The following is a 23,625-nucleotide window of genomic DNA, read 5'->3' on the forward strand; positions in this document are numbered from 1 at the left end:
GTGACCGTCGAAAACCTGAAGAACTCGCTACCCGAGTACGCCAAGGATCTGAAGCTCAACCTGTCCTCGCTGGCGCGCACCACCGTGCTGGGCGAGCAGCAGCTGTGGGGCACCCTGCTGGCCTCGGCCGCGGCCACCAAGTCCGCGACCACGCTGCGGGAGATCGCCGAGGAGGCGGCCGAGGTGCTCTCGGCCGAGGCGTACAACGCCGCGCTGGGCGCCGCGTCGATCATGGGCATGAACAATGTGTTCTACCGCGGCAAGGCTTTCCTGGAGGGCCGCTACGACGATCTGCGCGCGGGCCTGCGCATGCAGATCATCGGCAATCCGGGTGTGGACAAGGCCGATTTCGAGCTGTGGTCGTTCGCGGTGTCCTCGATCAACGGCTGCCAGCACTGCCTGGAGGCGCACGAGCACACGCTGCGTGAGGCGGGCGTGTCGCGCGAGGTGATCTTCGAGGCGCTGCGCGCGGCGGCGATCGTGGCGGGCGTCGGTCAGGCCGTGGCCTCGACCGAGGCGCTGGCGGCGGCCGCGGTCTGACCCGACTCTCGGGACCCTCGGGGTTTCACCCCTGAAACCCCCGAGCCCCGGAGGGGCCGGCACTGCGAGGCGCCGGCCCCTTTGTCATTTGCCAATGGATTGCTGCAATCGGGTCACCGGTCGGCAACATTGAGCGGTTCGCCCGGAATGCCCACCTAGACTCCCCCGCATGCCTCCGCGCTCCCGGACCCCTGCCCGGCGCCGCTGGCGCAAACTCTTCGCCACGTCCGTCCTGCTCATCGCGGCCGCCGCCGTGGGCATGGCGTTGTATCTGGACCACCACGAGCAGACCCACGCGCAGACACCACCGGCGGGCGGCGCGGGCGATCCGGAGGGCACCCGGCTGCTCGACGCCGGGCAGGCGCGCACCGGTTTGGATCGGCTCACCGTGGCCTGGAATCGCAATTGGGAGTCCTATCAGCGCAATGCGTTCGGGCCGGGCTGGTCCGGGCGCGGCGGCGAGCCGGTGCTCAGCGACGGGTGCACCGCGCGCGAGGACGTGATGAAGCGCGACCTCACCGAAGCGCGTCTGGGAGAAAGCAATTCATGCCTGGTGCTGAGCGGGACGCTCATCGATCCGTACACCGGCGAGCGGCTGCCCTACGACCGGTTCAAGTCCTCGCAGATCGAGATCGACCACGTGGTGGCGCTCGGCGACGCGTGGCGCTCGGGGGCTTCGCAATGGAATCCCGAACAGCGCGAGAAGTTCGCCAATGACGTCGGCAATCTGCTGGCGGTGCAGAAGCAGGCCAATCAGGACAAGGGCTCCAAGACGCCGGACCAGTGGAAGCCGCGGCAGGCCGACTGGTGTGATTACGCGCGCCGGTGGGTGAGCGTGAAGTCGCGCTGGGGCTTGACCGTGCAGCCCACCGAGAAGAGCGCCCGGGCGGACATGCTCGGAACCTGTGGGCCTCCCGCGAATGGATAACTGTGGGTATGCTCCGAAGCCATGACCGTTCCGGAAAGTGATGGCGCTCGAATCGAAGTCGTCCGCGTGTTCACCGACGCGACCGGACGCTTCGGCAACCCGCTCGGCATCGTCCGGTATTCCGCGGTCGAGAACGCCGATCATCAGGCGCTCGCGGCCCGTGTCGGTTTCAGCGAGACCGTGGTGGTCGGGGCCCCGGAGAACGAGCGCGTGAAGATGCGCATATACACCCCGGCCGTGGAACTCCCCTTCGCCGGGCACCCCAGCGTCGGCACCGCGTGGTGGCTCAATGACCAGAAGCAGCCGGTCAAGATCATCGATGTGCCCGCGGGCCCGGTCGAGGTCACCAGCGTCGACGGCGTGACCTGGGCCCGCGCCCGCGCCGAATGGGCGCCGAGCTTCGAATTCCACCAGTTCGAGGACACCGCCGAGCTCGCCACCCTCGACCCCGCCGACTTCCCCGAGGGCAAGCACTACTGCTGGGGCTGGACCGACGAACCCCGCGGCGCGATCCGCTCCCGAATGTTCGCCCCCGCCATGGGAGTTCCCGAGGACGAGGCCACCGGCGCGGCCGCCATCCGCCTGACCGCCCTGCTCACCCGCGGCCTCAACATCACCCAGGGCGAGGGCTCCCAGATCTTCACCGAATGGGATTCCGACGGCTGGGCCCGCGTCGGCGGCCGCGTGGTCGCCGATCACCCGATCCTGATCTAGCCCCGCTCCGCGGGCTCCCGGCGCGGTCGATTCATTCGGCCGGGCCGATGCGCTGCCCGCAGGCGAGACGGTGGCCGCCGGGGATACGGAGGACGAAATCGCGTAGGCCCCAAGGGTGTTCGGTGAGGGGCGTAACGATATCCGCGTTGTGTAACACGCAGTGGTCATGGAGCGCCGCCACGTCTGTCACGCCGACGTACCCGGCGGTGGTCTCGTTGACTGCGGGGTTCGGGGTGCGGACTATGCCGAGGCCGACGCCGTCACGGCGCATCAGGGCCAGGCCCATCGCGGGCTCGCACACCTCGACGGTGAAGCCCAGGACATCGCGCAGGAAGTCGACGGTGGGGGTGAGATCGGCCACCTCGAGGTTGGCCCGATAGCTCTCGAATTCAACCATTTCCGCAGCATAGCGCCCGTGCGGTCGACTAATTCGGTTGCGCGGGTGGCGGTGGGCGGTGAGAGGGTGGAGGGCACGCCGCGGGTAGCGGTGGCAGCTCATCCCCCATCGGAAGGACGATTCATCGTGAACTCCATCGCCATGTCAACGGCCGCGCCCGCGCGGTCCGATCGGGCGGGGCGGCGCGAATGGAGCGGACTCGGGGTGCTGGCGCTGGCGTGCCTGGTGTACGCGATGGATCTGACGGTGCTGCATCTGGCGGTGCCGCAGATCAGTGAGACGCTGCATCCGAGCAGCACGCAGCTGCTGTGGATCATCGACGTGTACGGCTTCATGCTGGCGGGCCTGCTGATCACCATGGGCACGCTGGGCGATCGGATCGGGCGGCGGCGGTTATTGCTCACGGGCGGAGCGCTTTTCGGCGTGGTCTCGGTGGTCGCGGCCTTCTCGCCCACGGCCGAATTCCTGATCGTGTGCCGGGCGCTGCTCGGCATCGCCGGGGCGACCATCGCGCCCTCCCCACTCTCGTTGATCTTCAATATGTTCCGCGACCCGCGGCAGCGGTCCCTGGCCGTAGGTACCTGGGTGAGTGCGTTCTCGGCAGGCGGTGTGGTCGGCCCGCTGCTGGGTGGTGTGCTGCTCGAGCACTTCTGGTGGGGCTCGGTGTTCCTGCTGGCCGTCCCGGTCATGGTGTTGCTGCTGATCCTGGGTCCCCGGGTCCTGCCGGAGTTCCGTGATCCCGAGGCGGGGCGGCTCGATTTGATCAGTGCCGCATTGAGTGTCGTCGCCATGATCTCTCTGGTGCTGGCCATGAAGCAGGTCGCACAGGACGGGGTGGGCCCGCTGCCGCTGGCGGCGATCGTGGTCGGGCTGGCGGCCGGTGCGCTGTTCGTGCGCCGTCAGCTCACGCGGGCCGATCCGATGCTGGATCTGAGCCTGTTCCGGCTGGGCGCGTTCCGAACCGCGCTGGGCATCAATGTGATCGCCATTTTCGTGGCGTTCGGTTATTTCCTGTTCGTGGCCCAGTACTTCCAGCTGGTCCTGGACATGACGCCGATGCGGGCCGGTGTCGCCATGGCCCCGTCGAGCATCGGATTCATCGTCGGGTCGCAGGCGGCCCCGCGCATTGTGCGGGTGGTGCGCCCGGCCTATCTGGTCGGGGCCGGAATGATCCTGGCCGCAATCGGATTGGTGATGCTGACCCGGCTGTCGGTGGATGGCGGCCCGGCCCTGGCGGTGATCGCGTCGCTGCTCATCGCGCTCGGACTGGCCCCGGTCTTCGGCATCACCACCGAGCTCATCGTCGGCTCCGCCCCGCCGGAGCAGGCGGGGGCCGCCTCGGGCGTGTCCGAGACCGGCTCGGAACTCGGTGGCGCGCTGGACATCTCGATTCTGGGCAGCATCAGCCTGGCCATCTACCGGGCCGATCTGTCGGACTCGCTACCGCGCAATCTGCCGGGCGCGGACTCGGTCCGCGAAACCCTGGGCGAGGCGGTCCAGGTCGCGGCGACGCTGCCCGGCGGTATGGGCGACGCGGTGCTGACGGCCGCCCGCGCGGCCTTCATCCACGGGGTGCACATCACCGCCGGGATCGCCGCCGTCGGCGCTGTCGCGGTGGCGGTGCTGGCCGTGGCCAAGCTACGCCACGTGCCCGCCGGTGAACTCTCCGGCGAGCACGGACACTAGCGCTCAGCCCAGGGCGGCGGCGAAGCGGTCGGCCATTTCGGCGACCTGGGCCTCGGTGATGACGAAGGACGGGGAGATCTGGAGGGCGCCCTGGCCGGCGGCGCGGGTCGAGACGCCGTGGGCGCGCAGGGTTTTCACCATGGGCAGGGCCTCGGCGGGGTCGGCGAGCTGGACGGCGGCGACCGCGCCCAGGCCGCTGCGGACTTCGGCGACGCGAGGGTGTTCGGCCAGCGGCGAGAAGTACCGGTGCAGCAGCGATTCCAGGTTCTTGCTGGCGTCGAGGAGGTTTTCGCGCTCGAAGATGTCCAGGTTGGCCATGGCGGCGGCGGCCGCGCCCGCGTGGCCGCCGTAGGTGTAGCCGTGCCGCCACCAGACGCCGCCGGAGAAGAAGGGCTCGGCGATGCGGGGTGCGATGAAGACCGCGCCCATGGGGACGTAACCGGAGGTGAGGCCCTTGGCGGTGGTCATGAGGTCGGGTTCGAGACCGAAACGCGAGGAGGCGAACCAGGATCCGCCGATCCGGCCGAAGCCGGTGACGACCTCGTCGGCGACGAAGAGGATGTCATTGTCGCGGCAGATCTGCCGGACCTCGGTCAGGTAGCCCTCCGGCGGCAGGTAGACCCCGCCCGCGCCGATGATGGGCTCGGCGAAGAAGGCCGCGATGCGGTCCGCGCCGACCTCCTCGATCAGGGCGGTCAGCCCCTTGGCCTGATCCCATTCGATGGTGCGGGTATCGGGCATGAAGACACCGGTGTAGCCCTCGGCATTGACCGGGATGCCGGCCAGTGAGGTGCCGCCGACGTGCATGCCGTGGTACGCCTTCTGGCGGCCGACCAGGATGGTTTTCTCGGGGCGGCCCAGCTCCTGCCAGTAGCGGCGGGCCAGCTTGGCGGCGGTGTCGACGCCGTCGGAGCCGCCGGAGGTGAAGAAGATCTTGCTGCCGGGCACCGGGGCCAGCGCCGAGAGCCGTTCGGCCAGATCGCGGGTCACCGGGGAGGCCAGGTCACCGAAGTTGGAGTAGTGCGCGACCCGGGTCAGCTGCGCCGCGACCGCGTCGGCGATCTCGCGGCGGCCGTGGCCGATATTGGCGAACCAGAGGCCGCCGGTGGCATCGAGATACTGCGTGCCGCCCTCGTCCCAGATGTAGGCGCCCTCACCGCGGGCCACCACGAACGCGCCGTCCCGCTCGACCGCACCCATATCGGCGAAGCCATGCCACAGCGAACCCATCCAGAGCACCTCCATCACCCGACACCGGCCACCCATCCGGGCGAACCGACTCAACCTCACCATCACACCATTTCGGGGGTGAGCAGGTCGAACGGCCCCCGGGTCGGGCGGCCTCGGGCCGGGTCAGGCGGCGACGGCGGCCACCAGCATGTAGGCGGTGCCCAGATCCATCACCAGGTGCGGCACCACGGTCACCGATCCGGCCGACCCCATCGGATGCGGGAACACTCGCGGCAACCGATGTCGGAGGCCGGGCACGGCCATCGCCAGTGCGTCCAGCGTGAACATCGCGGCCAAGGCCCGCAGCGGCCCGGGCGCGGGCCCCCCGTGCCCGGGCAGCGTGTGCCCGGGCGACCCGTGCCCGCTCATCGCATACAACATGGCCGCGGCCGCCACCACGTGATACACGAACGCGCCGACCCCGCTCCCTCCGCTGTCGGCGTCCGCGATCCCGCTGCGCCACCGCAGCATTCGTTCACCCAGCACCAGCGTGTACACGACCACCATGGCCGTCAGCACCGCGCGCACCGCGTGCGGGTCGACGGCGACGGGAAACACCAGCATTCCCAACATGACCAGGCACATCACCAGGTGCGCGGCATCGGATTCCCGATCCGCGCCCCGCCCCAACTGCCCCAGCCTCGCAGCCACCATGGTGGCGGCCAGGCAGAAGGCGATCACCGCGCCCCACCGCAGTACCCCGTACTGCTCCACGAATACCGCCACACCCCACCACCTCTCACCGCGGCGACCGGCCCCCACCTCCATGGTGACACCGCCCGCATCCGGCGCTTCCGCCCTTGCACTGCCGAATCCCCCGCCCCCACACCGCCACTGACCGATTACCCGGCCGATTCACTCGGGCCCGCTGTCCGGGACAGTTGGCACGCATACGAATAAACAGAGGAGTACCCGCATGCGCCCGCGTCCCGACAACGACCCGATCGATCCCATTGCCGACCTACGCGCGAACCTGAACCTGCTCCGCTATTCGGTCGAGCAGATGACCGAGGCCATGAAGGGCATCCTCCAGGAGATGCGCGGCTTCGACGCCCGCCTCAGCGCCCTGGAGGCCAGCGTCACCGACCGTCGGCGTGAGGGCTGACCGCACCGCCTCTCGCTTCCGGAATGACGGGGTCGCGGCCGGGTGTCGGTTGCGGTGCCGCGACCGGGAAGGGATTGGGCGTCAGCGGATTCGGAAGACCGGGCCGTGGGGGCGGAACGGCAGGGCGGCGCCCGCGGGGATCAGGTAGGCGTGTTCGTGGCGGATGCGCAGCACGTCGATCATGCCGTCGGTGATGACGAGGATCGGGCCTTCGGGCGGCCTGAAGGGCCGGGATTCCCTCGCATGGAGGGAGTGGGCTTCTCTCTCGATTACCCACTGGTTGGTGCCGCTCCCACATGGGAGACTTCCGCACCCGAGCCCCCGATGTCCTCGGGTTGGTGGAACGCTCTCTCTCGGATATTGATGGCCGCGTTGGTGTCCGCGTGCGCCTCGTGGCCGCACTTCTCGCACCGGAAAACCGCTTGGCTCTTGCGATTTCCAGCCGAAATGTGACCACACGACGCACACGTGCGGGAGGTATTCGCCGCAGGCACGAACGCCACACTCGACTTCTCTCCCAACCGGCGCGCGAACTCGCCCCAGCACGACGACATGATCCCCCGGGCAAGACCGCGCTTGGCCGCGCGCCCGTTGGGCAGATATTGCCCCGGGGTGTCCGGGTCGGGCTTGGGTGCGGGCCTTTTCACCATGTTCGCGATCGGCAGCTGTTCCAGGGCGAACCCTTCGTAGACGCGTGCGAGCCGCGTGGTGGTCTGCTCCACCCAATCCTTCTTCCGATTGCGGTCGGTGACCCGCGACCTCGACAGCTGCCGCTTGGTCTCCCCCCCTCTCCCGCGAGCCCCGCCGCTGGCGGGCCAGCTTGCGCTGCAGCGCCACCGCCCGACGCTGCTGCCCCGAAGACAGTCCTGGCGCGCAAGCGAACTCGCCATCGCTGATAGCGATGGAGTTCGCCACACCACGATCGATACCGGCAACACCGGTACCGTTGGAGACGGTCTTCTCCGGCGGCAGGGTCACGAACGTCACCTGCCATACCCCGTTGTCGAAGGTGACACGCGCAGACTTCGCCGCGACGATCCGCTCCCACGCCACCGTGACACGAAACCGCAACCGGGTCTTCGACTTCGGGATGGCGACCTCGCCCAGCGCTTGTTCAACCGGCGCACGACCAGATCACGCACCACGAAACTCTCACGTCCGCGATGGCGCTTCTTGAACTCCGGATAGCCGACACGGCGATCGAAGAAATTCCGGAACGCGCGATCCAGATCGCGCAAGGCGGCCTGCTGAACCGATGACGACCCAGCACGCAACCAATCGACCTCCGTACGGGCGTCCGCCAACTCGCGCTGCTGCTGAACACCACCGAGCCGAAACGCTTGACCCTTCACGTGGTAGCCACGTTGCTCGAGCCCGAGGTTGTAGAGGTATCGTGCGTGACCCAGATGCATCTCCAGCACCGCCAGCTGGGCGGCGGACGGATAAGCACGCTGCATGATCGACACTACGACTCACCTCCACGGACCATTCGAAGAAACAACCAGCAATGTATCGGCACCCACCGACAAGAATCCGATACGCTAAACCGGCCCTGAAGAACCGGGCTTGCGCGCATCGCGCCGGTCACCGTGACAGTCGCTTCCAAGTGGTCCTTTCCAGTCGGATGTCATCCCAGGTTAGGAGCGGGCACCCGGCGGCGGCCAATGGTTTTCGCGATGCTGGATCGGTACCCGTTGCGGTCAGTAGAGCAGCGGCCCGAGGCCGGCGGCGCAGTCGCGGGCCGGATCGCGGTGGGTTTCCAAGGCGGGCAGGCGATTGCTGGGCCCGGTCAGGCACAGCGCGCCGGAGAGCGTGCCGGTGCCGTTGTAGACCGGCAGCGCCAGGCACGCGACGCCGGGGACGAGTTCGTCTGCGGCCCTGGCGTATCCGGTGTCGCGCACGGCCTGGAGATCACCGGCCAGCACCGTGTGATCGATCTTGGTTCGGGCCGCGATGCGCACCGGATGTGCCACCAGGGTGCGCCATTCGGTGCGGGAGGCGAGCAGGAGTTTGCCCGCGGCGGAGGCGTGCAGGTGCCGCGACAGTTCGCGCTCGCCGGGGATCGGGTGGTCGGGGTCCTCGCTGAGCACCTGGACCGCGGCGGGCCGGAAGTTCATGAGGTGCACGGCGAATCGGGTGGAGGCCCGGAAGTCGTCGAGCAGGGCCCGCGCGGCCGTGGACACCGTCGGCACGTTCACCGCCGCGGCGAATCCGCGCAGCCGCGCGCCCAGGGCGAACCCGCGCAGGTCGGCGGTGCGGACCAGATACTCGTCGGCGACAAGGGAATTCAGCAGCCGGTAGGTGGTGGCGGGCGCGATGCCCAGACGCTGCGCGATCTCCTTGGCGGTGACGCCCACCCCGCAGTCGGCGACCGCTTCGAGAATGGCGATGGAGTTCGAGACCGTATTGGTGCGGCGGGAATCCTGCATGGCGGCTACCGGAAGGTCACGACGGGCAGCAGGTCTTCGCGGCGCGGCTCGTCGTAGATGCCGATGCCGCGCAACCGATCCGGCGCGAGCACGCGCAGGCCGACGGTGAATGCCACGGCCGCCGCCAGGATCGCGGCGTAGGCGATCACCACGGTGACATTGTCATTGCGGGCCGAGACCGCCGCGCCGACCATGAGCACGCCGAGCAGCAGCGCGGTCACCGAGCCGAGGATCGCGATGGCGCGGCTGGGTTCGCCGATGCGGCGCAGCAGCGCCGGGGTGGCCAGACAGGCGGGCAGGTACGAGCCGAGGTATCCGAGCGCGCTCAGGGTCAGGAAGCTGCGGATGCCGTCCTGGGGTTCGGCTCCGGAGAGCAGGTACCACAGCGCGCAGGCGGTCACCGCGCCCACCGCCGCGACAATGGCGGGGGCCGGGGTGTGGAAACGGGAGTGCGCGCGCCCGGCCGCCGCCGGGGCGATGCGCTCGCGGCCCATGGTGAACAGCACCCGCACCAGCGCGTTGATCGAGGCGACGGTGCAGGCGAAGAACGATGCCGCGACCCCGAGATCCAGGACCGCGCCGAGGAATCCGGAATCGCCCCGCATGAGCAGATCGGTGACCGGTGTCGAGCGCGAGGCGGTGCCCGGGGGCGCGGCGGCCAGGGCCACGGCCTGCGCGGTCACCGCGATCAGGTAGATGACGGCGGCGGCCAGCGGTGTCCAGACCAAGGTCCGCGGCACCGAACGGAACGGCCGGTAGGCCTCGGCGGACAGGGTGGTCGCACTCTCGAATCCGACGAAGGCGCTGACCGCCACCACCGCGCTCATGGCGAGAGTGCCGGTGCCGCCGTGCCATTCGAAGACCGGGGCCGGACGCGGAGCGTGCGCGTCGCGGGTCAGCAGGTAGCCCATGAGCGCGAGCACCGTCACCACGGACACGCATTCCACCAGCAGCGTCGCCGACGCCGACAGCCGGATGCCGCGCACCATGAGCACCGCCTCCACCACCGCCGCGACCAGCAGCAGGCCGACAATCGTTGCGGTCCCACCGAAACCGGCCAGCCCGGCCGTGACCGCGAGCTGATCCAGATAGGTGCCGACCGCGAGCAGCCCCGCCACACTGACGCTCGCGTACCCCACAATCGCCGACCACCCGGTCGGTACTGCGACGAACGGACCGAGCCCCTTCGCCACGTATGTGTACAGCCCGCCGGTCACCGCCAGCCGCTGCGCCATGGGCCGGATCACCAGGGCCACCGCCCAGGCCAGCAGCGCCGCCGCCAGGAACGCGGCCACACTCGCCCCGCCCCCGGCCGCGCCGATCACGAAGGCCGGGGTGACCACCGCCGTCCCCGAGGGCGCGATGGCCGCGACCGACTGTGCGAACACCGGCACGAAAGGCAGTTCGCGCCGGGTCAATCCGCGCAGGGGCGGCCGTTCGGCCACCGGGGGTGGGCTCGGCGCAGCCGATCTCATCCGCGTCACGCCCTCTCTCGCGCCGATCGCCCGCAGCTCTCGCCAGACTGCCGCGGCGTCTCCCGTTGGCTTGCCACAGCATCTCCCACTGGATTGCCGCAGCATCGCTTCACCGGGTTGCCACGGCGTCTCTCATTAGATTGCCACAGCGCCTTTCACTGAATTGCCACAGCGTCGACGATCCGTATTGCGCGGACGTAAACGCGGGTAACGACGGCTTGTCGCGAGGCGAGAGAAAACCCACGCGGCTTTCTCGCCGACGGTCACCGTCGCACGCCCGCCGCCGTTACAGGCCGCGCATAGCGTTCCGCAGCATCGGAAACGAGCCCGCCACCCGGCGATTCGGGACGGGCGCAGCAGCGAGACGGATCCATGACGCAGCAGATCGAACGCGCCACCGCCGCGCCACCCGGCACCGCAGCACCCGACGGGGTGCACCGGCTGAAAGCCAATGCCGTGGGTTTGCTCGGCGTCGTGTTCATGGCCATCGCCACGGCCGCGCCGATCACCGCCATGACCGGCAATGTGCCCTTCATGATCTCGGCGGGCACCGGAAAGGGCACGCCCGCGGCGTTTCTGATCGCCATGGTGGTGCTCGCGGTGTTCTCGGTGGGCTTCACCACCATGAGCAAGCACATCACCGCGACCGGCGCGTTCTACGGGTTCATCTCCTTCGGGCTGGGTCGCTCGGCCGGACTGGCCTCGGGGCTGCTGGCCACCTTCGCGTACATGGTGTTCGAGGGTTCGCTGGTCGGCATCTTCTCCAGTTTCGGCGCGAGTACCGTCTCGGCGCAGTTCGGCTGGAACGTGCCGTGGTGGGTGTTCGCGATCGTCATGCTGGCCATCAATGCCCTGGGCACCTGGTTCGGTGTCGCGGTGGCGGAGAAGTTCCTGGTGGTGCTGCTGGGCACCGAATGCCTGGTGCTGGCCATCATGGGTGTCGCGGTGGCGCTGCACGGCGGTGGGCCGCACGGGTTCTCGTTCGCGCCGCTGAATCCGGTCAATGCCTTCACCGGTCCGTCGGCGGGGCTGGGCCTGTTCTTCGCGTTCTGGTCGTGGGTCGGGTTCGAGTCGACGGCCATGTACGGCGAGGAGTCGCGCGATCCCAAGCGGATCATCCCCAAGGCGACCATGATCGCGGTCATCGGCGTGGGCGTCTTCTACGTGTTCGTGTCGTGGATGGCCATGTCCGGCAACGGCATCGACGAATCGGCGGCGCTGGCCGGGTCCGCGAATCCGATGGACGTGTTCTTCCACCCGACCCAGACCTACGTCGGGCACTGGGCGGTGAGCGCCATGCAGTGGCTCATGATGACCGGATCGCTGGCCTGCGGCATGGCCTTCCACAACTGCGCGGCCCGCTACCTGTACGCCCTCGGCCGTGAGGGCGTGTTCCCGGCGCTCAAGCGCACGGTGGGGCGCACCCACCCCAAGCACGGCTCGCCGCACATCGCGGGCCTGGTGCAGAGCGTGGTGGCCGTCGCGCTGGTGGCCGGGTTCGGTATCGCCGGGAAGGATCCCTACACCGGCACCTACACGCTGCTGGCCATTCTCGGCACCATGGCCATCCTGGTGGTGCAGGCGACCTGCTCGTTCGCGGTGCTGGCCTACTTCCGCAACCACCATCCCGAAACCCGGCACTGGTTCAAGACTTTCCTGGCCCCGCTGCTGGGCGGGCTCGCCATGATCGGCGTGGTGCTGCTGCTGGTCTCCAATATGGGCACGGCCGCGGGCACCGAATCCGGCTCGCTGGTCCTGAAGGCGACGCCGTGGCTGGTGGCCGCGATCGCCCTGGGCGGCTTCGGTTTCGCGCAGTATCTGAAGCGCCGCTCCCCCGACCGCTACGCCCTGGTGGGCCGGACCGTGCTGGAGGAAACCCACGAACGCTGACCCTGCTTCACCATGACTGCCACCCCTCCTCAGTGGCAACGGCCCGGCGCCTTTCGGTCGCCGGGCCGTCTTGTGTGCTTCGGTGCGCCGTGCACGTATCCGACGCCCCGCGGTGGCACCCTCGGAAGTGCGCGTTGCGGTTCGCCCCACGGCGTGCCGAACAGTCGGACCGGGCCTTGGCGATGATCACGAAACCCGACCGGCCACAACGAGTGTCACCGGTGGGTGGCGCAAGTGCCCACCGCACGGGCGGGTACGGCACGGGAAGTCGGCCGGTTGGCGCGGTAGGTCAGTCGCCCGAATGGGGCGCGGAATCCGCGATCACGACCTCGACCTCGGCCGATGGCCCGAGCGGGGTGCGCATCGGCCCGCCGGGATGCGCACTAGCCTGGCAGGATGCGCATTGTGATCGACGATCTCACCGGGGCCGAGGTGATCGGGCTGCTGGAGGCCCACGTGGCGGAGATGCTGGCCAACTCGCCCGAGGAGAGCATGCACGCGCTCGATCTCGAGGGGCTGCGCAAGCCGGAGATCACCTTCTGGTCGGTGTGGGACGGCGACACACTGGGCGGATGCGGGGCGCTCAAGGAGCTGGATCCGACCCACGGGGAGATCAAGTCCATGCGCACCGCGGCCGAGTTGCGGGGGCGCGGGGTGGCCGGACAGCTGTTGCGGCACATCATCGCCGAAGCGCGGGCGCGCGGGTACGAACGGTTGAGCCTGGAGACCGGGGCGCCGGAGTTCTATCTGCCCGCGGTGCGGTTGTACGAGCGGCACGGGTTCGAGCACTGCGGGCCGTTCGCCGATTACACCGCGGATCCGCACAGCGTGTTCATGACGCTGCCGCTAGATTGACGCACCGGTCCGGCGGGCGCGTCGGCGCATCGCCATCTCGCCCAGCGCGGTGACCGCGACCGCCAGGATCACGAACGCGACGACCAGGAACACCAGTCCGACCGACATCGAGCCGTAGCCCTGCTGCCGGGGGTCGATGAACGGGTAGGGGTACCAGTCGACGATCGGTCCGCGGATCAGGGTGTAGACGCCGTAGACGACCGGGTAGGCCAGCAAGGGGGCGATGAGCCGAGCACCGATGCCCAGCGCGGCCGGGACCAGCAACCAGTCGGCGAGCGCGACCAGCGGGGTCACCCGGTGCAGGGTGTCATCGGTCCACGGGTAGGCGATGCCGACATTGATCTTCTGCAGCAGCAGCGCGAAGACGACGCCGGTGATCAGGATGTAGAGGGTGGCCGCGCAGCGGAAGATCTGCCAGCCGCGCCCCTGCGGATCGAACAGCGCGATCCCGATCCAGGCCGCGATGATGATCAGGTTGGACTGGATGGTGAAGTAGCTGAAGAAGTTTCCGATGCTCGCCGCTACCGGCCCCAGATGGGTGGCGCTCCAGACGACCGCGGCGATGTCCAGCCCCGCGACGGCCAACAGCAGTAACCGACCCCACAGCGGATGCACCGCAACGCCGTTCATGACCAGATATTCGCACGCCGAATCGCCGGAATGCGGACGATACGCCGAATCAGCATCCTTCGGGCAATCCCGGATTCGGGTCGCCGGAGACCGCGCCGACCGGCCCGGATGGATACTTCGCTATCGTTGACGGTGCAATGACCAGGACCGCCGCCACCGCTCGCGAGCTTCGTACCCGCCTGGCCGATCTCTCGATCCGCGACGAATACCGCTTGCGTCGCAGGCTCGACAAGGCCCGCGGCGGCGATCTCACCGACCTCGAAGCAGACATCGACGCCGCCCAGCGCCGGGTCGAGACCCGCCGGGCCGCCGTCCCGACCATCCGGTATCCGGAGCAGTTGCCGGTCTCCGCGCGCCGCGATGACATCGCGAAGGCCATCGCCGAGCATCAGGTCGTGATCGTGGCCGGTGAGACCGGCTCGGGCAAGACCACGCAGCTACCCAAGATCTGCCTGGAACTCGGGCGCGGGATCCGCGGCACCATCGGCCACACCCAGCCGCGGCGACTGGCCGCGCGCACGGTGGCCGAGCGCATTGCCGAGGAACTGGGCACCGAACTCGGGGACGTGGTCGGCTACGCGGTCCGGTTCACCGATCAGGCCTCGGATCGCACGCTGGTCAAGCTCATGACCGACGGCATTCTGCTGGCCGAGATCCAGCGCGACCGGCTGCTGCGGCGCTACGACACGATCATCATCGACGAGGCGCACGAACGCAGCCTCAATATCGACTTCCTGATGGGGTATCTCAAGCAGCTGCTGCCCAAGCGGCCGGACCTGAAGATCGTCATCACCTCGGCGACCATCGATCCGGAATTGTTCGCCCGGCACTTCGCCGACGAGAAGGGCACGCCCGCACCGATTGTCGAGGTGTCGGGGCGGTCGTATCCGGTGGAGGTCCGCTATCGGCCGCTGTCGCTGGAGATTCCGGTCACCTCCGAGGATCCCGACGACGAGGACACCGAGATCGTCGACCGCGATCCCACCGACGCCATCGGGGACGCGGTGCGCGAACTCCAGGCCGAGGGCGACGGGGACATCCTGGTGTTCCTTTCGGGCGAGCGTGAGATCCGCGACACCGCGGACTCGCTGCGCGATATGCGCCTGCCGCGCACCGAGATCCTGCCGCTGTACGCGCGGCTTTCGGCGGCCGAGCAGCACAAGGTATTCGAGTCGCACACCGGCCGCCGGGTGGTGCTGGCCACCAACGTCGCCGAGACCTCGCTGACCGTGCCGGGCATCCGGTACGTGATCGACCCCGGCACGGCCCGCATTTCGCGCTACTCGATGCGCACCAAGGTGCAGCGGCTGCCGATCGAGTCGATCTCGCAGGCGTCGGCGCGGCAGCGGTCGGGCCGCTGCGGCCGTGTCGCGGACGGCATCGCGATTCGGCTCTACTCCGAGGACGACTTCGAATCCCGGCCGCAGTTCACCGAACCGGAGATCCTGCGCACCAATCTGGCCGCCGTCATTCTCCAGATGACCGCGCTCGGGCTCGGCGATATCGAGAGCTTCCCGTTCGTGGAGGCGCCCGACGGTCGCGCCATCCGCGATGGCATCGCGCTGCTCGAGGAGCTGGGCGCGCTCGGCCGGGCCGAAGCCGAAACCGCTGCCCGCCACGACATTCCCGACGCGGGCCTGATCCTCACCCCCATCGGCCGCGAGATGGCCCAGATCCCGGTCGATCCCCGCATGGCGCGCATGCTGGTGGAGGCCAACCGCGGCGGCTGCCTCGCCGAGGTCCTCATCATCGTCGCCGCCCTGTCCATCCAGGACGTCCGCGAACGCCCCGTCGAACACCAGCAGGCCGCCGACACCAAGCACGCCCGCTTCACCATCGAGGGCTCCGACTTCCTGTCCTACCTCCGCCTCTGGGACTACCTCCGGGAACAGCGCAACGCCCTGTCCTCCAACCAGTTCCGCCGCCTGTGCCGGGACGAATTCCTGCACTACCTCCGCATCCGCGAATGGCAGGACCTGCACGGCCAACTCCGCACCATCACCCGCTCCCTCGGCTGGACCACCGAAGGCACCGACGCCCAATTCGACCGCACCGCAACCCCTTCCGACGACCCCCAGAACACCGACGGACGATCCGGACGTAACCGGCGCAGAGGCACCGCGCGCGCCGCTGACACCACCCACGACGGCCAACCGGGGCCCAGCCGTAACTCTCAGCGCGGCACCACCTCCGAGCGCGGCGGGCAGCCCGGACGAGTCGCGGGATCGGATCGCGACGGTTCGACGGGGCGTGGTGCAGGAGTCGGGCAGGGTGGCGAGTCTCGTGTTCATGGAGCTTCACCGCGCGGCAATTCCGCTGGGCGCGGCGGAGATTCGGGACGTGGCGGCAGCGGGTCCGAGGGTGGGCGCGGCGGCGCAGGTGGAACGGGGTCCGGGAGCCCGCGGGCCGGGCTGGCCGAGTCGCTGGCGGCGAAGGCCGGAGGCGGGGATGATTCGCTGCCGTGGGATGTGACGTCCATCCATCAGGCGTTGCTGGCGGGGATGTTGTCGCATATCGGCGTGCGAGAGGCCGAGAGTCGGGAGTTTCTCGGGGCTCGGAATGCGAAGTTCATGATCTTCCCGGGGTCGGGGTTGGCGAAGAAGCCGCCGCGGTGGGTGATGGCGGCGGAGTTGGTGGAGACTTCGCGGTTGTGGGGGCGGACGGCGGCGCGGATCGAGCCCGAGTGGGCCGAGCGGCTGGCCGGGGATCTGGTGAAACGGACGTACTCCGAGCCGCATTGGTCGGCCAAGCGGGGGGCGGCGGCCGCGTACGAGCGGGTCACGTTGTACGGGATTCCGCTGGTTACGCAGCGGCGGGTGGACGTCGGGCGGATCGATCCGGAGTTGTCGCGGGAGCTGTTCATCCGGCATGCGCTGGTGCAGGGCGAGTGGCAGACCAAGCACCGGTTCTTCGCGCGCAACCGGGAATTGCTCGAGGATGTCGCGGATCTGGAGCATCGGGCGCGGCGGCGCGACATCCTGGTCGACGATCAGGTGCTGTTCGACTTCTACGATCAGCGGATTCCGTCGGACATCGTGTCGGTGCGGCATTTCGACAGCTGGTGGCGCAAGGCCCAGCGCCAGGATGCCAACCTGCTGGACTTCACCGCCTCCACGGTGGTGAACGAGGATGCGGCGGTGCTGGATCCGACCGCGTATCCGGACAGCTGGCGCCAGGGTGAGCTGACCTTCCCGCTCACCTACCAGTTCGAGCCCGGCCAGGCCGATGACGGTGTGACCGTGCACATTCCGATCGCCCAGCTGGCGCATGTGCGCTCGGTCGGCTTCGACTGGCTGGTGCCGGGCATGCGCGAGGAACTGGCCGCGGCCTTCATCAAGACGCTGCCGAAGCAGTTGCGCCGCACCGTCGTTCCCGCACCCGACTTCGCCAAGGCGGCGCTGGACCGACTCACGCCCCGGGCCGAACCACTGCGCACCGGCCTGGCGCGCGAGCTGTCGCAACTGGGCTCGGTGACCATTACCGCCGGGCACCTGGACCCGGCCGGTCTGCCCGACCACCTGCGCATGACCTTCGCCGCCACCGACCCGTCGGGCACCGTGGTCGCCCGCAGCAAGAGCCTGGCCGAGCTGAAAACCCGCCTGGCCGAACAGGTCTCGAAGTCGGTGGCGCGCGCCAATACCGCCGCCGAGCGGGCCCCGACCACGGTCTGGACCTCGGAATCGCTGGGCACCCTGCCGGCCGCGGTCAAACGCCAGGTCGGCGGCCAGACCATTACCGGCTACCCGGCCCTGGTCGCCGAGCCCGCCGGCGTGGCCGTGCGCGTGCTCAGCTCCCCCGCCGAGCAGGCCACCGCCATGCGCACCGGCACCCGCGCCCTGCTGCTGGGCGCGATCACCACCAATACCCGCGCGGTCACCGCGGGCCTGCCGCCCACCGATCGCCTTGCGCTGAGCCAGAATCCGTGCGGCACCCTGGACGCGCTCGTCGAGGACTGCCGCGCCTGCGCCGCCGACGAGCTCATCGCGGCCAATGGCGGCCCGGTCCGCTCACCCGACCAGTTCAAGGCGCTGGTCGAGAAGGTGCGCCCGAAATTCACCACGGCCGTGGCGAATATCGTCCGCTCCGTGGTCCCCGCGCTGGCCGAGGCCCACCGCCTGCGCGCCGCGCTGGCCGAATCCCGCGACCGCGACGCCACCGACGATGTGACCCACCAGCTCGACGAGCTGATCTTCCCCGGCTTCGTCTCCGAATGGGGCAGCGCGCGTTTGCGAGAACTCCCCCGCTACCTGGAGGCGGCCCGCCTGCGCCTGGAAGCCCTGCCCGCCGCCGCCAACCGCGACCGCGCGGGCATGGCCGAACTGGACCGCGTCCACGACGCCTACGACCGCCTGCTCGCCAACCTCCCCGAGGCCCGCCGGGGCGGCCGCGACATCCTCGAAATCTGGTGGATGATCGAGGAATTGCGAGTGAGCCTGTTCGCCCAGCAGCTGGGCACCCCCTACCCCATCTCCGCCAAGCGCATCGAAAAGGCCGTCGACGCGGCCCGCCGCCCGCCACAGCAACCACGCTGACCGCCGATATCGCGGCCTGCGGCGAGGCGGACACCGGTGAATACCACGCGGTCCGGCTCCGAATTGTTCGGAGCCGGACCGGGAATCGTGGTCGTTGCCGCCGACCGTATCGGTCGCTCGGCTACTCCGCGGTGGCGCCGACCGAGTTGTCGGCCCGGTGCCGGCGCAGATCGGCGATCTCGCGCTCGAAATCCTCGGCGGAACTGAAGGATCGGTAGACCGAGGCGAAGCGCAGGTAGGCGACCTCGTCGAGATCGCGGAGCGGGCCGAGGATGGCCAGGCCGACCTCGTGGCTGGGCACCTCGGGGGAACCCTTGGCCCGCACCGCATCCTCGACCTGCTGGGCGAGCAGGTTGAGGGCGTCGGAGTCGACCTCGCGACCCTGGCAGGCGCGGCTCACGCCGCGAACGACCTTTTCACGGCTGAACGGTTCGGTGACGCCGCTGCGCTTCACCACCGACAGAATCGCGGTTTCGACAGTGGTGAACCGGCGCCCGCACTCTGGACAGGCACGCCGCCTCCTGATGGCGGTGCCTTCCTCGGCTTCACGTGAGTCGACCACCCTCGAATCGGGATGGCGACAGTACGGGCAATGCATCCGGGATCCTTCGTCGATGCTGGGTTGACTGAAACCTCGAGCAATCTCGAGGATACCGTGGCAAACCCGGTCCGCGACGTCCGCCCGTGTCACGCGGCCGGAATCAGGTGGTCAGCTGCCACTGCGAAGTCATGTCCCCGACCAGGTCGGGCAGCCGCTGGACCAGGCGTCCGTTGCCCAGCATGGCCGAGAAGGGCACGGCCAGAACCGGTCTCGCGACGGCCGGGTTCGCGCACAGTTCCAGGTAGCGGGGCAGCAGGTCGTGGGTGATGTAGTTCCACCGCGTGTCGCGGTCGGCCCAGTTGAAGTCGGGCAGCGGGGCGCGCAGCGACATCGCGCCCGCGCTCAGCGTCACCGGCGCGAAGACGCCGGGCGCGCGCACGCCCGGGACGGCGGCCTTGCCCGCGATGGTGCTCACGTAGGTCATGACCCGGCCCATGGCCCCGCGCCCGTGCGAGGTGGAATCCCATTGGTCGGCGATGATCTGGTTCTGCTCCCGGTCGGTCATGCGCAGCGCGGCGTCGGCGAGGCCGTCGGGCGTGCCGGCGGTGATCTCCCGCCAGGCGGCGATGGCGTTCTCGTCGAGCACGCCCGCCCGGTACATCTCCTCGACACCGGCCGGGCCGTCGGCCGCGTAGGCCTCGTGCATGGGGACCTGGTCGATGAAGATGTGCTTCTGCATGATCATCAGCCGGGTCTGGTACCAGGCCAGGTCCTCGGCGGTGAGCCGCTCGCCCTCGGTGCCGAGGGTCGCGATATCGGCGGGCAGGATGTCCAGCAGTGGTGCCGGGGTGCCGCGCAGCAGGTCCGCCACCGCTCCGCCGACCTGATGCAGGCCGGGCACGCTGATGATCGCGGAGACATCGCCCATATCGAAGAAGCCCGAGGCGAACGAGCCACCGGCCAGCCCGGCCAGGCCCGTCCACCAGTAGTCGGGATGAGTGTTGTTCAGTCGCAGGTAGTTCACGTAGACCTGGGTGAAGGTGCGGGAATTGGCCGCCACGCCGAGCGCGGGATCCCAGGTGGCCAGGTCGATATCGGCATTGCGGGTGGCGACCACCAGCCAATACTGGTGCAGCAGAGTCGCGTAGCGGTGCGGAGCGATCCCCGCGGCCCGCGCCTGGTCCAGCGCGTCGCGCAGCACGGCCGGATCCAGCGGCAGGGCGGGATTCAGCCCGCCCCCGCCCGCGCCGTCACCGTTGATCGGCGGCAGATCCAGATATCCGGCATAGCTGGATTCCGCGTGCGCGGTCGGCGCCGTCGCCAGCCCGATCATCAGGCAGGTGAGGATTCCGGCCAACCGGATCAGCCCTCGCACTCTCGGCATTACGCCCCCTGTCGCGTTTGTAGCCTCGGTCACATCCAGGGGGACGCTAGCAACACGTTGCACTATTCAATCTGCATTTTCGGCCACACCCCTGGCCGTCGATCCCTATCCCCGAGCCCGGCCACGCGATCTCCGAATCCGGCTACGCAATGGCAACCGGTACAGCATCATCGCCGCTACCGAACCGGCGCGGGCACCAGCTGCACACTCGGCGGGGTGGTCTGCGAATCGAAATCGCCGGAACGCAATTGGGCCAGACCGATCAGCCCCGCCACGGCGAGCGCACTCACCAGCGCGGCGATGGCCAGTGCCGCGAAACCGGTCTGCGCGCGCTGCACGCGGTCCAGCGGATGGATACCCCGGGTGTGTCGCGCCGCGTGTCGCACGACGACATGGTCGCGTCGAACCTGCCTACCGGCGACCGGCCGCACCACCGCACGGCAGGGCCGGCGATCCGCGACCGGACGCGACACCGCGTGGGAGACGGGGGCGGGCGGACGCTCGGAACGCAGCTCCCACGGGAGGCTGTCGAATCCCAAATCACTTCCGAGAGTGTCGATTTCGCTGACCACGGCGCGCATCGATGAAACCTCCAGGGTAGGGCGGACCGAATGATGCTGGACAACTGACTCGATCATGTGTTCGAATAACTGATGTTCGAATTTCTACCACGGCCCACCGACAATGTGAAGGATTTCCCGACATGCGTCGAACAGATGTTTGATCACTCGCGTCACACGGACTACAGTCGAGACACGAGTTCCCCGGGTGCCCGAAATCTTCGAACCGATCGGAGACCGACCGCGGCCGGGAACGAATTCCGATGAGCCACAGCAGGGAACGGAGGACGGCGGCGGTGAGCGAACACGGCGGCGCGGAAGGTGACAACGGACCCCTTGGTCTTTCAGGCGATCTCTCAGGAGACGACTCCGCCGCCGAGCCGACCGGCACCGGCGCGGATCTGACCGTGCGCCAGCGCAAGGTGCTGGAGGTCATCCGCTCCTCGGTGCACGACCGCGGCTATCCGCCCAGCATCCGCGAGATCGGCGATGCCGTCGGCCTCACCTCCACCTCCTCGGTGGCGCACCAGCTGCGCGCGCTCGAGCGCAAGGGCTATCTACGCCGCGACCCGAATCGCCCACGCGCCGTGGACGTCCGGGGTCTGGACGAGACGGCCGTGCGGGCCGCGACCGGCGTGTCGAAGCTACGGTCGGTCAATGCCGAGTCGGCGCGCGCCGCCGATGTCTCGACGGACGAGCACCCGATCCCGACCTACGTCCCGGTACTGGGCCGGATCGCCGCCGGTGGCCCGATCCTGGCCGAGCAGGCGGTGGAGGATGTCTTCCCGCTGCCGCGCGAATTGGTCGGCGAGGGTTCGCTGTTCCTGCTGAAGGTCGTCGGCCAGTCCATGATCGACGCCGCCATCTGCGACGGTGACTGGGTGGTCGTGCGCCAGCAGAACGTGGCCGACAACGGGGACATCGTGGCCGCCATGATCGACGGCGAGGCCACCGTGAAGACGTTCAAGCGCACCGGTTCCCAGGTGTGGCTGATGCCGCACAACCCCCTGTTCGAGCCGATTCCGGGCAATGACGCCCAGGTGCTCGGCAAGGTCGTCACGGTCATCCGCAAGATCTGACCGTGCGGCACTGTCGTGACCCGGTGACCGCCCCGCAGACCGGCCGCCGGGTCACGACAGTCGTACCCCGCGAACATATTTCCCCGAGGGTCGACTCAGTGGCCGACCACGCCGTTCCATACCGCGTGCGCGCCCGAATCCCCGACGCGATAGGTCTGCCACGCCGCCGCCCCGCCCGCCGCGATGGCCACCAGCGCGATGACCGCCACCACGGCCCGCCCGGCCGGTTTCCCCCGGCCCTGCCGGACGTGCGCGAACACCAGCAGCGCCGCCGAGAGCAGTAGCGGCGCAACGAAATACAGCATCTGCTGCCCGAGCCGCGCGTGCTCGTCTGCCACCGGCGGCATGCCCAGCTGCCGCTGGAACCACTCCCCCGCCTTCACGGTGACCGGCGTCAATGCCGTCACCGTGACCGCCAGCGCGGCCGTCGGCCAGATCAGCCGGGTGCGGGCCGCGGGCCACAGGGCGCACAGGATCACCAGCCCGGCCGTGAGCGGCACCAGCACCACGATCACGTGCACCAGCAGGACATGGGCGGGCAGCCCATTGATTGTCGACATATATCGGCTCTTTCGAACTCGGCGAAAGCCCGGCGTATCAGTACAACGTATGTCGACCGATACCGGTTCGACCGTGGCCCGGGTCGATTCGGCGAGTCCGGCGAGCCGCCGGATCAGTCGGCGTCGGTGGGGATGACGATGCGCGTGAGCAGCTGCGTCGGCGCCTCGTCCACGTGCGCGACGGGCGCGGCCGGTACGGGAGTCTCGCCCTCGGCGGACACCGATTCCCGAGCCGGAGCCGCGGCGGGTTCGGCGGCGGGCGTGGCGGTATCGGCCGCCGGACCCGACGGGATGTCCTGCATCGATGCCGCTGACAGATCGGGTGCAGCGGACAGGTCGGGCGCCACGGAGTTGGGCGCCGCGGGCAGGCCCGGTGCCACCGGCGGGTTGGGCGCCGCGGGCAGATCGGGCATGGCGGCCAGGGCCGCACCCGAATTCGAGTCTCGCGCGGGCGCATCCGTGGACAGCGCGGCCAGGCGGCGGGCCCGCAGATCCTCGCTGAGCACCGCGGCCGCCTGCTCGGGCGCGGCGGCCGGGGCGTGCACGATGCGGCGGGTCGGGGTCTCCTCGATCGGGGCGGCCTCGGCCGGGCCGGGCAGACCGGAACCGGCGACGAAGCCGAGGACCTCGTACTGGGTGCCGATGGTCATGACGGCCGAATTCTTGTCGTGCGCAATGAATCCCTGATTGGTGCCCATGACGCGGCGCAGCGACTCCAGCCAGCGGTGGTCCAGGACCCGGCAGTCGGCCCAGGGGAAGTACTCGCGGCCGGTGCGTAGGAAGAAGCGGTCGCCGATCCGGGCGCCGCGCAGCAACTCCAGCAGCCAGGCGTCGATGAGATTGGGCTGAGCATTGCGATAGATGCGCGAACGCGGGGCCACCGAGCCGCTCGCGAATTCCGCGAAAGAGTTCCGCAACTCACCCGGAAACTCTTCGAGCTTCCCAAATCCGACGACATCTAAACCAAGAAGTTGCTCCGGACGCTGGGCGGCAATCCTGCGCTCGTCATGCAGTTTGAACTTCCTATTGATGTTCTCAGTGCGCATTTATCTCCGACTTCCAGCTCAAGCTTCACGGAACCCTAGTGTCG

General features: G+C 69.1%; 22 protein-coding genes. 9 read left to right on the forward strand and 13 right to left on the reverse strand.

From position 1 onward, the window contains the following. From ahpD to NS2_RS17845, 3 genes are all read left to right on the forward strand, one after another. Positions 1 to 540 (forward strand): alkylhydroperoxidase, AhpD family, encoded by a 540-nt coding sequence (ahpD, locus tag NS2_RS17835; RefSeq protein WP_033088594.1) that lies wholly within the window; start codon positions 1 to 3, stop codon positions 538 to 540. Positions 541 to 709: 169 nt separating this feature from the next. Then, a complete protein-coding gene (locus NS2_RS17840) occupies positions 710 to 1,468 on the forward strand; it encodes an HNH endonuclease family protein (RefSeq protein WP_045438077.1) in 759 nt (252 codons plus the stop codon). Positions 1,469 to 1,489: 21 nt separating this feature from the next. Then, the gene (locus NS2_RS17845) at positions 1,490 to 2,182 is read left to right on the forward strand and encodes a PhzF family phenazine biosynthesis protein (RefSeq protein ID WP_033088593.1); all 693 of its coding nucleotides are present in this window, start codon (positions 1,490 to 1,492) and stop codon (positions 2,180 to 2,182) included. A gap of 31 nt (positions 2,183 to 2,213) precedes the next feature. Here NS2_RS17845 and NS2_RS17850 read toward each other — a convergent pair whose 3' ends face one another. Further along, positions 2,214 to 2,579 (reverse strand): VOC family protein, encoded by a 366-nt coding sequence (locus NS2_RS17850; protein ID WP_033088592.1) that lies wholly within the window; start codon positions 2,577 to 2,579, stop codon positions 2,214 to 2,216. A gap of 126 nt (positions 2,580 to 2,705) precedes the next feature. On the opposite strand from NS2_RS17850, the gene NS2_RS17855 reads away from it, so the two are divergent. Further along, positions 2,706 to 4,265 (forward strand): MFS transporter, encoded by a 1,560-nt coding sequence (locus tag NS2_RS17855; RefSeq protein ID WP_306455137.1) that lies wholly within the window; start codon positions 2,706 to 2,708, stop codon positions 4,263 to 4,265. Positions 4,266 to 4,268: 3 nt separating this feature from the next. Here NS2_RS17855 and NS2_RS17860 read toward each other — a convergent pair whose 3' ends face one another. Together NS2_RS17860 and NS2_RS17865 are read right to left on the reverse strand one after the other, a co-directional pair. After that, positions 4,269 to 5,495, reverse strand: coding sequence for an aminotransferase family protein (locus tag NS2_RS17860; protein ID WP_045438083.1), 1,227 nt, complete (start codon positions 5,493 to 5,495; stop codon positions 4,269 to 4,271). 123 nt (positions 5,496 to 5,618) lie between these two features. Further along, positions 5,619 to 6,221, reverse strand: coding sequence for a DUF5134 domain-containing protein (locus NS2_RS17865; protein ID WP_033088590.1), 603 nt, complete (start codon positions 6,219 to 6,221; stop codon positions 5,619 to 5,621). 190 nt (positions 6,222 to 6,411) lie between these two features. On the opposite strand from NS2_RS17865, the gene NS2_RS17870 reads away from it, so the two are divergent. Continuing rightward, a complete protein-coding gene (locus NS2_RS17870) occupies positions 6,412 to 6,600 on the forward strand; it encodes a hypothetical protein (RefSeq protein WP_033088589.1) in 189 nt (62 codons plus the stop codon). Positions 6,601 to 6,869: 269 nt separating this feature from the next. On the opposite strand, the gene NS2_RS17875 is transcribed toward NS2_RS17870, so the two are convergent. The 4 genes from NS2_RS17875 to NS2_RS17890 all read right to left on the reverse strand — a co-directional run bounded on the left by NS2_RS17875 (position 6,870) and on the right by NS2_RS17890 (position 10,474). After that, positions 6,870 to 7,322, reverse strand: coding sequence for a zinc ribbon domain-containing protein (locus tag NS2_RS17875; protein ID WP_052486684.1), 453 nt, complete (start codon positions 7,320 to 7,322; stop codon positions 6,870 to 6,872). A 261-nt stretch (positions 7,323 to 7,583) separates the two neighbouring features. Continuing rightward, positions 7,584 to 8,066, reverse strand: a complete 483-nt coding sequence (locus NS2_RS17880) for a helix-turn-helix domain-containing protein (RefSeq protein ID WP_106852315.1) — start codon at positions 8,064 to 8,066, stop codon at positions 7,584 to 7,586. Between the two features lie 234 nt (positions 8,067 to 8,300). Beyond that, entirely contained in the window at positions 8,301 to 9,029 is a 729-nt protein-coding gene (locus tag NS2_RS17885; RefSeq protein WP_033088588.1) for an IclR family transcriptional regulator, read from the reverse strand. Between the two features lie 5 nt (positions 9,030 to 9,034). Beyond that, positions 9,035 to 10,474 (reverse strand): APC family permease, encoded by a 1,440-nt coding sequence (locus NS2_RS17890; protein ID WP_261772289.1) that lies wholly within the window; start codon positions 10,472 to 10,474, stop codon positions 9,035 to 9,037. A 402-nt stretch (positions 10,475 to 10,876) separates the two neighbouring features. Between NS2_RS17890 and NS2_RS17895 the strand changes: the two genes are divergently transcribed. Then, on the forward strand, positions 10,877 to 12,394 hold the full coding sequence (locus tag NS2_RS17895) for an APC family permease (protein WP_033088587.1): 1,518 nt from the start codon (positions 10,877 to 10,879) through the stop codon (positions 12,392 to 12,394). Positions 12,395 to 12,790: 396 nt separating this feature from the next. Further along, positions 12,791 to 13,249: a GNAT family N-acetyltransferase gene (locus NS2_RS17900; protein ID WP_033088586.1), complete on the forward strand. Its 459-nt coding sequence runs from the start codon at positions 12,791 to 12,793 to the stop codon at positions 13,247 to 13,249. On the opposite strand, the gene NS2_RS17905 is transcribed toward NS2_RS17900, so the two are convergent. Next, positions 13,241 to 13,879 carry a Pr6Pr family membrane protein gene (locus NS2_RS17905; protein ID WP_063865011.1) on the reverse strand — a complete coding sequence of 213 codons (639 nt, stop codon included), beginning with the start codon at positions 13,877 to 13,879 and terminating at the stop codon, positions 13,241 to 13,243. The genes NS2_RS17900 and NS2_RS17905 overlap by 9 nt on opposite strands. Positions 13,880 to 14,016: 137 nt before the next feature. Here NS2_RS17905 and hrpA point away from each other — a divergent pair, with 137 nt between their 5' ends. Then, positions 14,017 to 18,411 (forward strand): ATP-dependent RNA helicase HrpA, encoded by a 4,395-nt coding sequence (gene hrpA / locus NS2_RS17910; protein ID WP_071344365.1) that lies wholly within the window; start codon positions 14,017 to 14,019, stop codon positions 18,409 to 18,411. A gap of 121 nt (positions 18,412 to 18,532) precedes the next feature. Here hrpA and nrdR read toward each other — a convergent pair whose 3' ends face one another. From nrdR to NS2_RS17925, 3 genes are all read right to left on the reverse strand, one after another. Further along, the gene (gene nrdR / locus NS2_RS17915) at positions 18,533 to 19,009 is read right to left on the reverse strand and encodes a transcriptional regulator NrdR (RefSeq protein ID WP_033088584.1); all 477 of its coding nucleotides are present in this window, start codon (positions 19,007 to 19,009) and stop codon (positions 18,533 to 18,535) included. A 103-nt stretch (positions 19,010 to 19,112) separates the two neighbouring features. Beyond that, complete coding sequence (locus NS2_RS17920; protein WP_033088583.1) at positions 19,113 to 20,336, reverse strand: hypothetical protein; 1,224 nt, start codon at positions 20,334 to 20,336, stop codon at positions 19,113 to 19,115. 176 nt (positions 20,337 to 20,512) lie between these two features. Next, positions 20,513 to 20,917, reverse strand: coding sequence for a hypothetical protein (locus NS2_RS17925; RefSeq protein ID WP_033088582.1), 405 nt, complete (start codon positions 20,915 to 20,917; stop codon positions 20,513 to 20,515). 275 nt (positions 20,918 to 21,192) lie between these two features. Here NS2_RS17925 and lexA point away from each other — a divergent pair, with 275 nt between their 5' ends. Then, positions 21,193 to 21,975: a transcriptional repressor LexA gene (gene lexA / locus NS2_RS17930; RefSeq protein WP_045438080.1), complete on the forward strand. Its 783-nt coding sequence runs from the start codon at positions 21,193 to 21,195 to the stop codon at positions 21,973 to 21,975. Positions 21,976 to 22,070: 95 nt separating this feature from the next. On the opposite strand, the gene NS2_RS17935 is transcribed toward lexA, so the two are convergent. Together NS2_RS17935 and NS2_RS17940 are read right to left on the reverse strand one after the other, a co-directional pair. After that, entirely contained in the window at positions 22,071 to 22,535 is a 465-nt protein-coding gene (locus NS2_RS17935) for a DUF2231 domain-containing protein (protein ID WP_033088581.1), read from the reverse strand. A 113-nt stretch (positions 22,536 to 22,648) separates the two neighbouring features. After that, positions 22,649 to 23,452, reverse strand: coding sequence for a hypothetical protein (locus NS2_RS17940; RefSeq protein ID WP_033088580.1), 804 nt, complete (start codon positions 23,450 to 23,452; stop codon positions 22,649 to 22,651). Positions 23,453 to 23,625: the final 173 nt, after the last annotated feature.

The organism is Nocardia seriolae NBRC 15557 (assembly GCF_007990715.1).
GTDB lineage: Bacteria > Actinomycetota > Actinomycetes > Mycobacteriales > Mycobacteriaceae > Nocardia > Nocardia seriolae.

Excerpts from the sequence above, each read along its gene's own strand:
- NS2_RS17840 (WP_045438077.1), top strand. The coding sequence starts at position 710 with ATGCCTCCGCGCTCCCGGACCCCTGCCCGGCGCCGCTGGCGCAAACTC.
- NS2_RS17845 (WP_033088593.1), top strand. The coding sequence starts at position 1,490 with ATGACCGTTCCGGAAAGTGATGGCGCTCGAATCGAAGTCGTCCGCGTG.
- NS2_RS17850 (WP_033088592.1), bottom strand. The coding sequence starts at position 2,579 with ATGGTTGAATTCGAGAGCTATCGGGCCAACCTCGAGGTGGCCGATCTC.
- NS2_RS17860 (WP_045438083.1), bottom strand. The coding sequence starts at position 5,495 with ATGGGTTCGCTGTGGCATGGCTTCGCCGATATGGGTGCGGTCGAGCGG.
- NS2_RS17870 (WP_033088589.1), top strand. The coding sequence starts at position 6,412 with ATGCGCCCGCGTCCCGACAACGACCCGATCGATCCCATTGCCGACCTA.
- NS2_RS17885 (WP_033088588.1), bottom strand. The coding sequence starts at position 9,029 with ATGCAGGATTCCCGCCGCACCAATACGGTCTCGAACTCCATCGCCATT.
- NS2_RS17895 (WP_033088587.1), top strand. The coding sequence starts at position 10,877 with ATGACGCAGCAGATCGAACGCGCCACCGCCGCGCCACCCGGCACCGCA.
- NS2_RS17900 (WP_033088586.1), top strand. The coding sequence starts at position 12,791 with ATGCGCATTGTGATCGACGATCTCACCGGGGCCGAGGTGATCGGGCTG.
- NS2_RS17905 (WP_063865011.1), bottom strand. The coding sequence starts at position 13,879 with ATGAACGGCGTTGCGGTGCATCCGCTGTGGGGTCGGTTACTGCTGTTG.
- hrpA (WP_071344365.1), top strand. The coding sequence starts at position 14,017 with ATGACCAGGACCGCCGCCACCGCTCGCGAGCTTCGTACCCGCCTGGCC.
- nrdR (WP_033088584.1), bottom strand. The coding sequence starts at position 19,009 with ATGCATTGCCCGTACTGTCGCCATCCCGATTCGAGGGTGGTCGACTCA.
- NS2_RS17920 (WP_033088583.1), bottom strand. The coding sequence starts at position 20,336 with ATGCCGAGAGTGCGAGGGCTGATCCGGTTGGCCGGAATCCTCACCTGC.
- NS2_RS17925 (WP_033088582.1), bottom strand. The coding sequence starts at position 20,917 with ATGCGCGCCGTGGTCAGCGAAATCGACACTCTCGGAAGTGATTTGGGA.
- NS2_RS17935 (WP_033088581.1), bottom strand. The coding sequence starts at position 22,535 with ATGTCGACAATCAATGGGCTGCCCGCCCATGTCCTGCTGGTGCACGTG.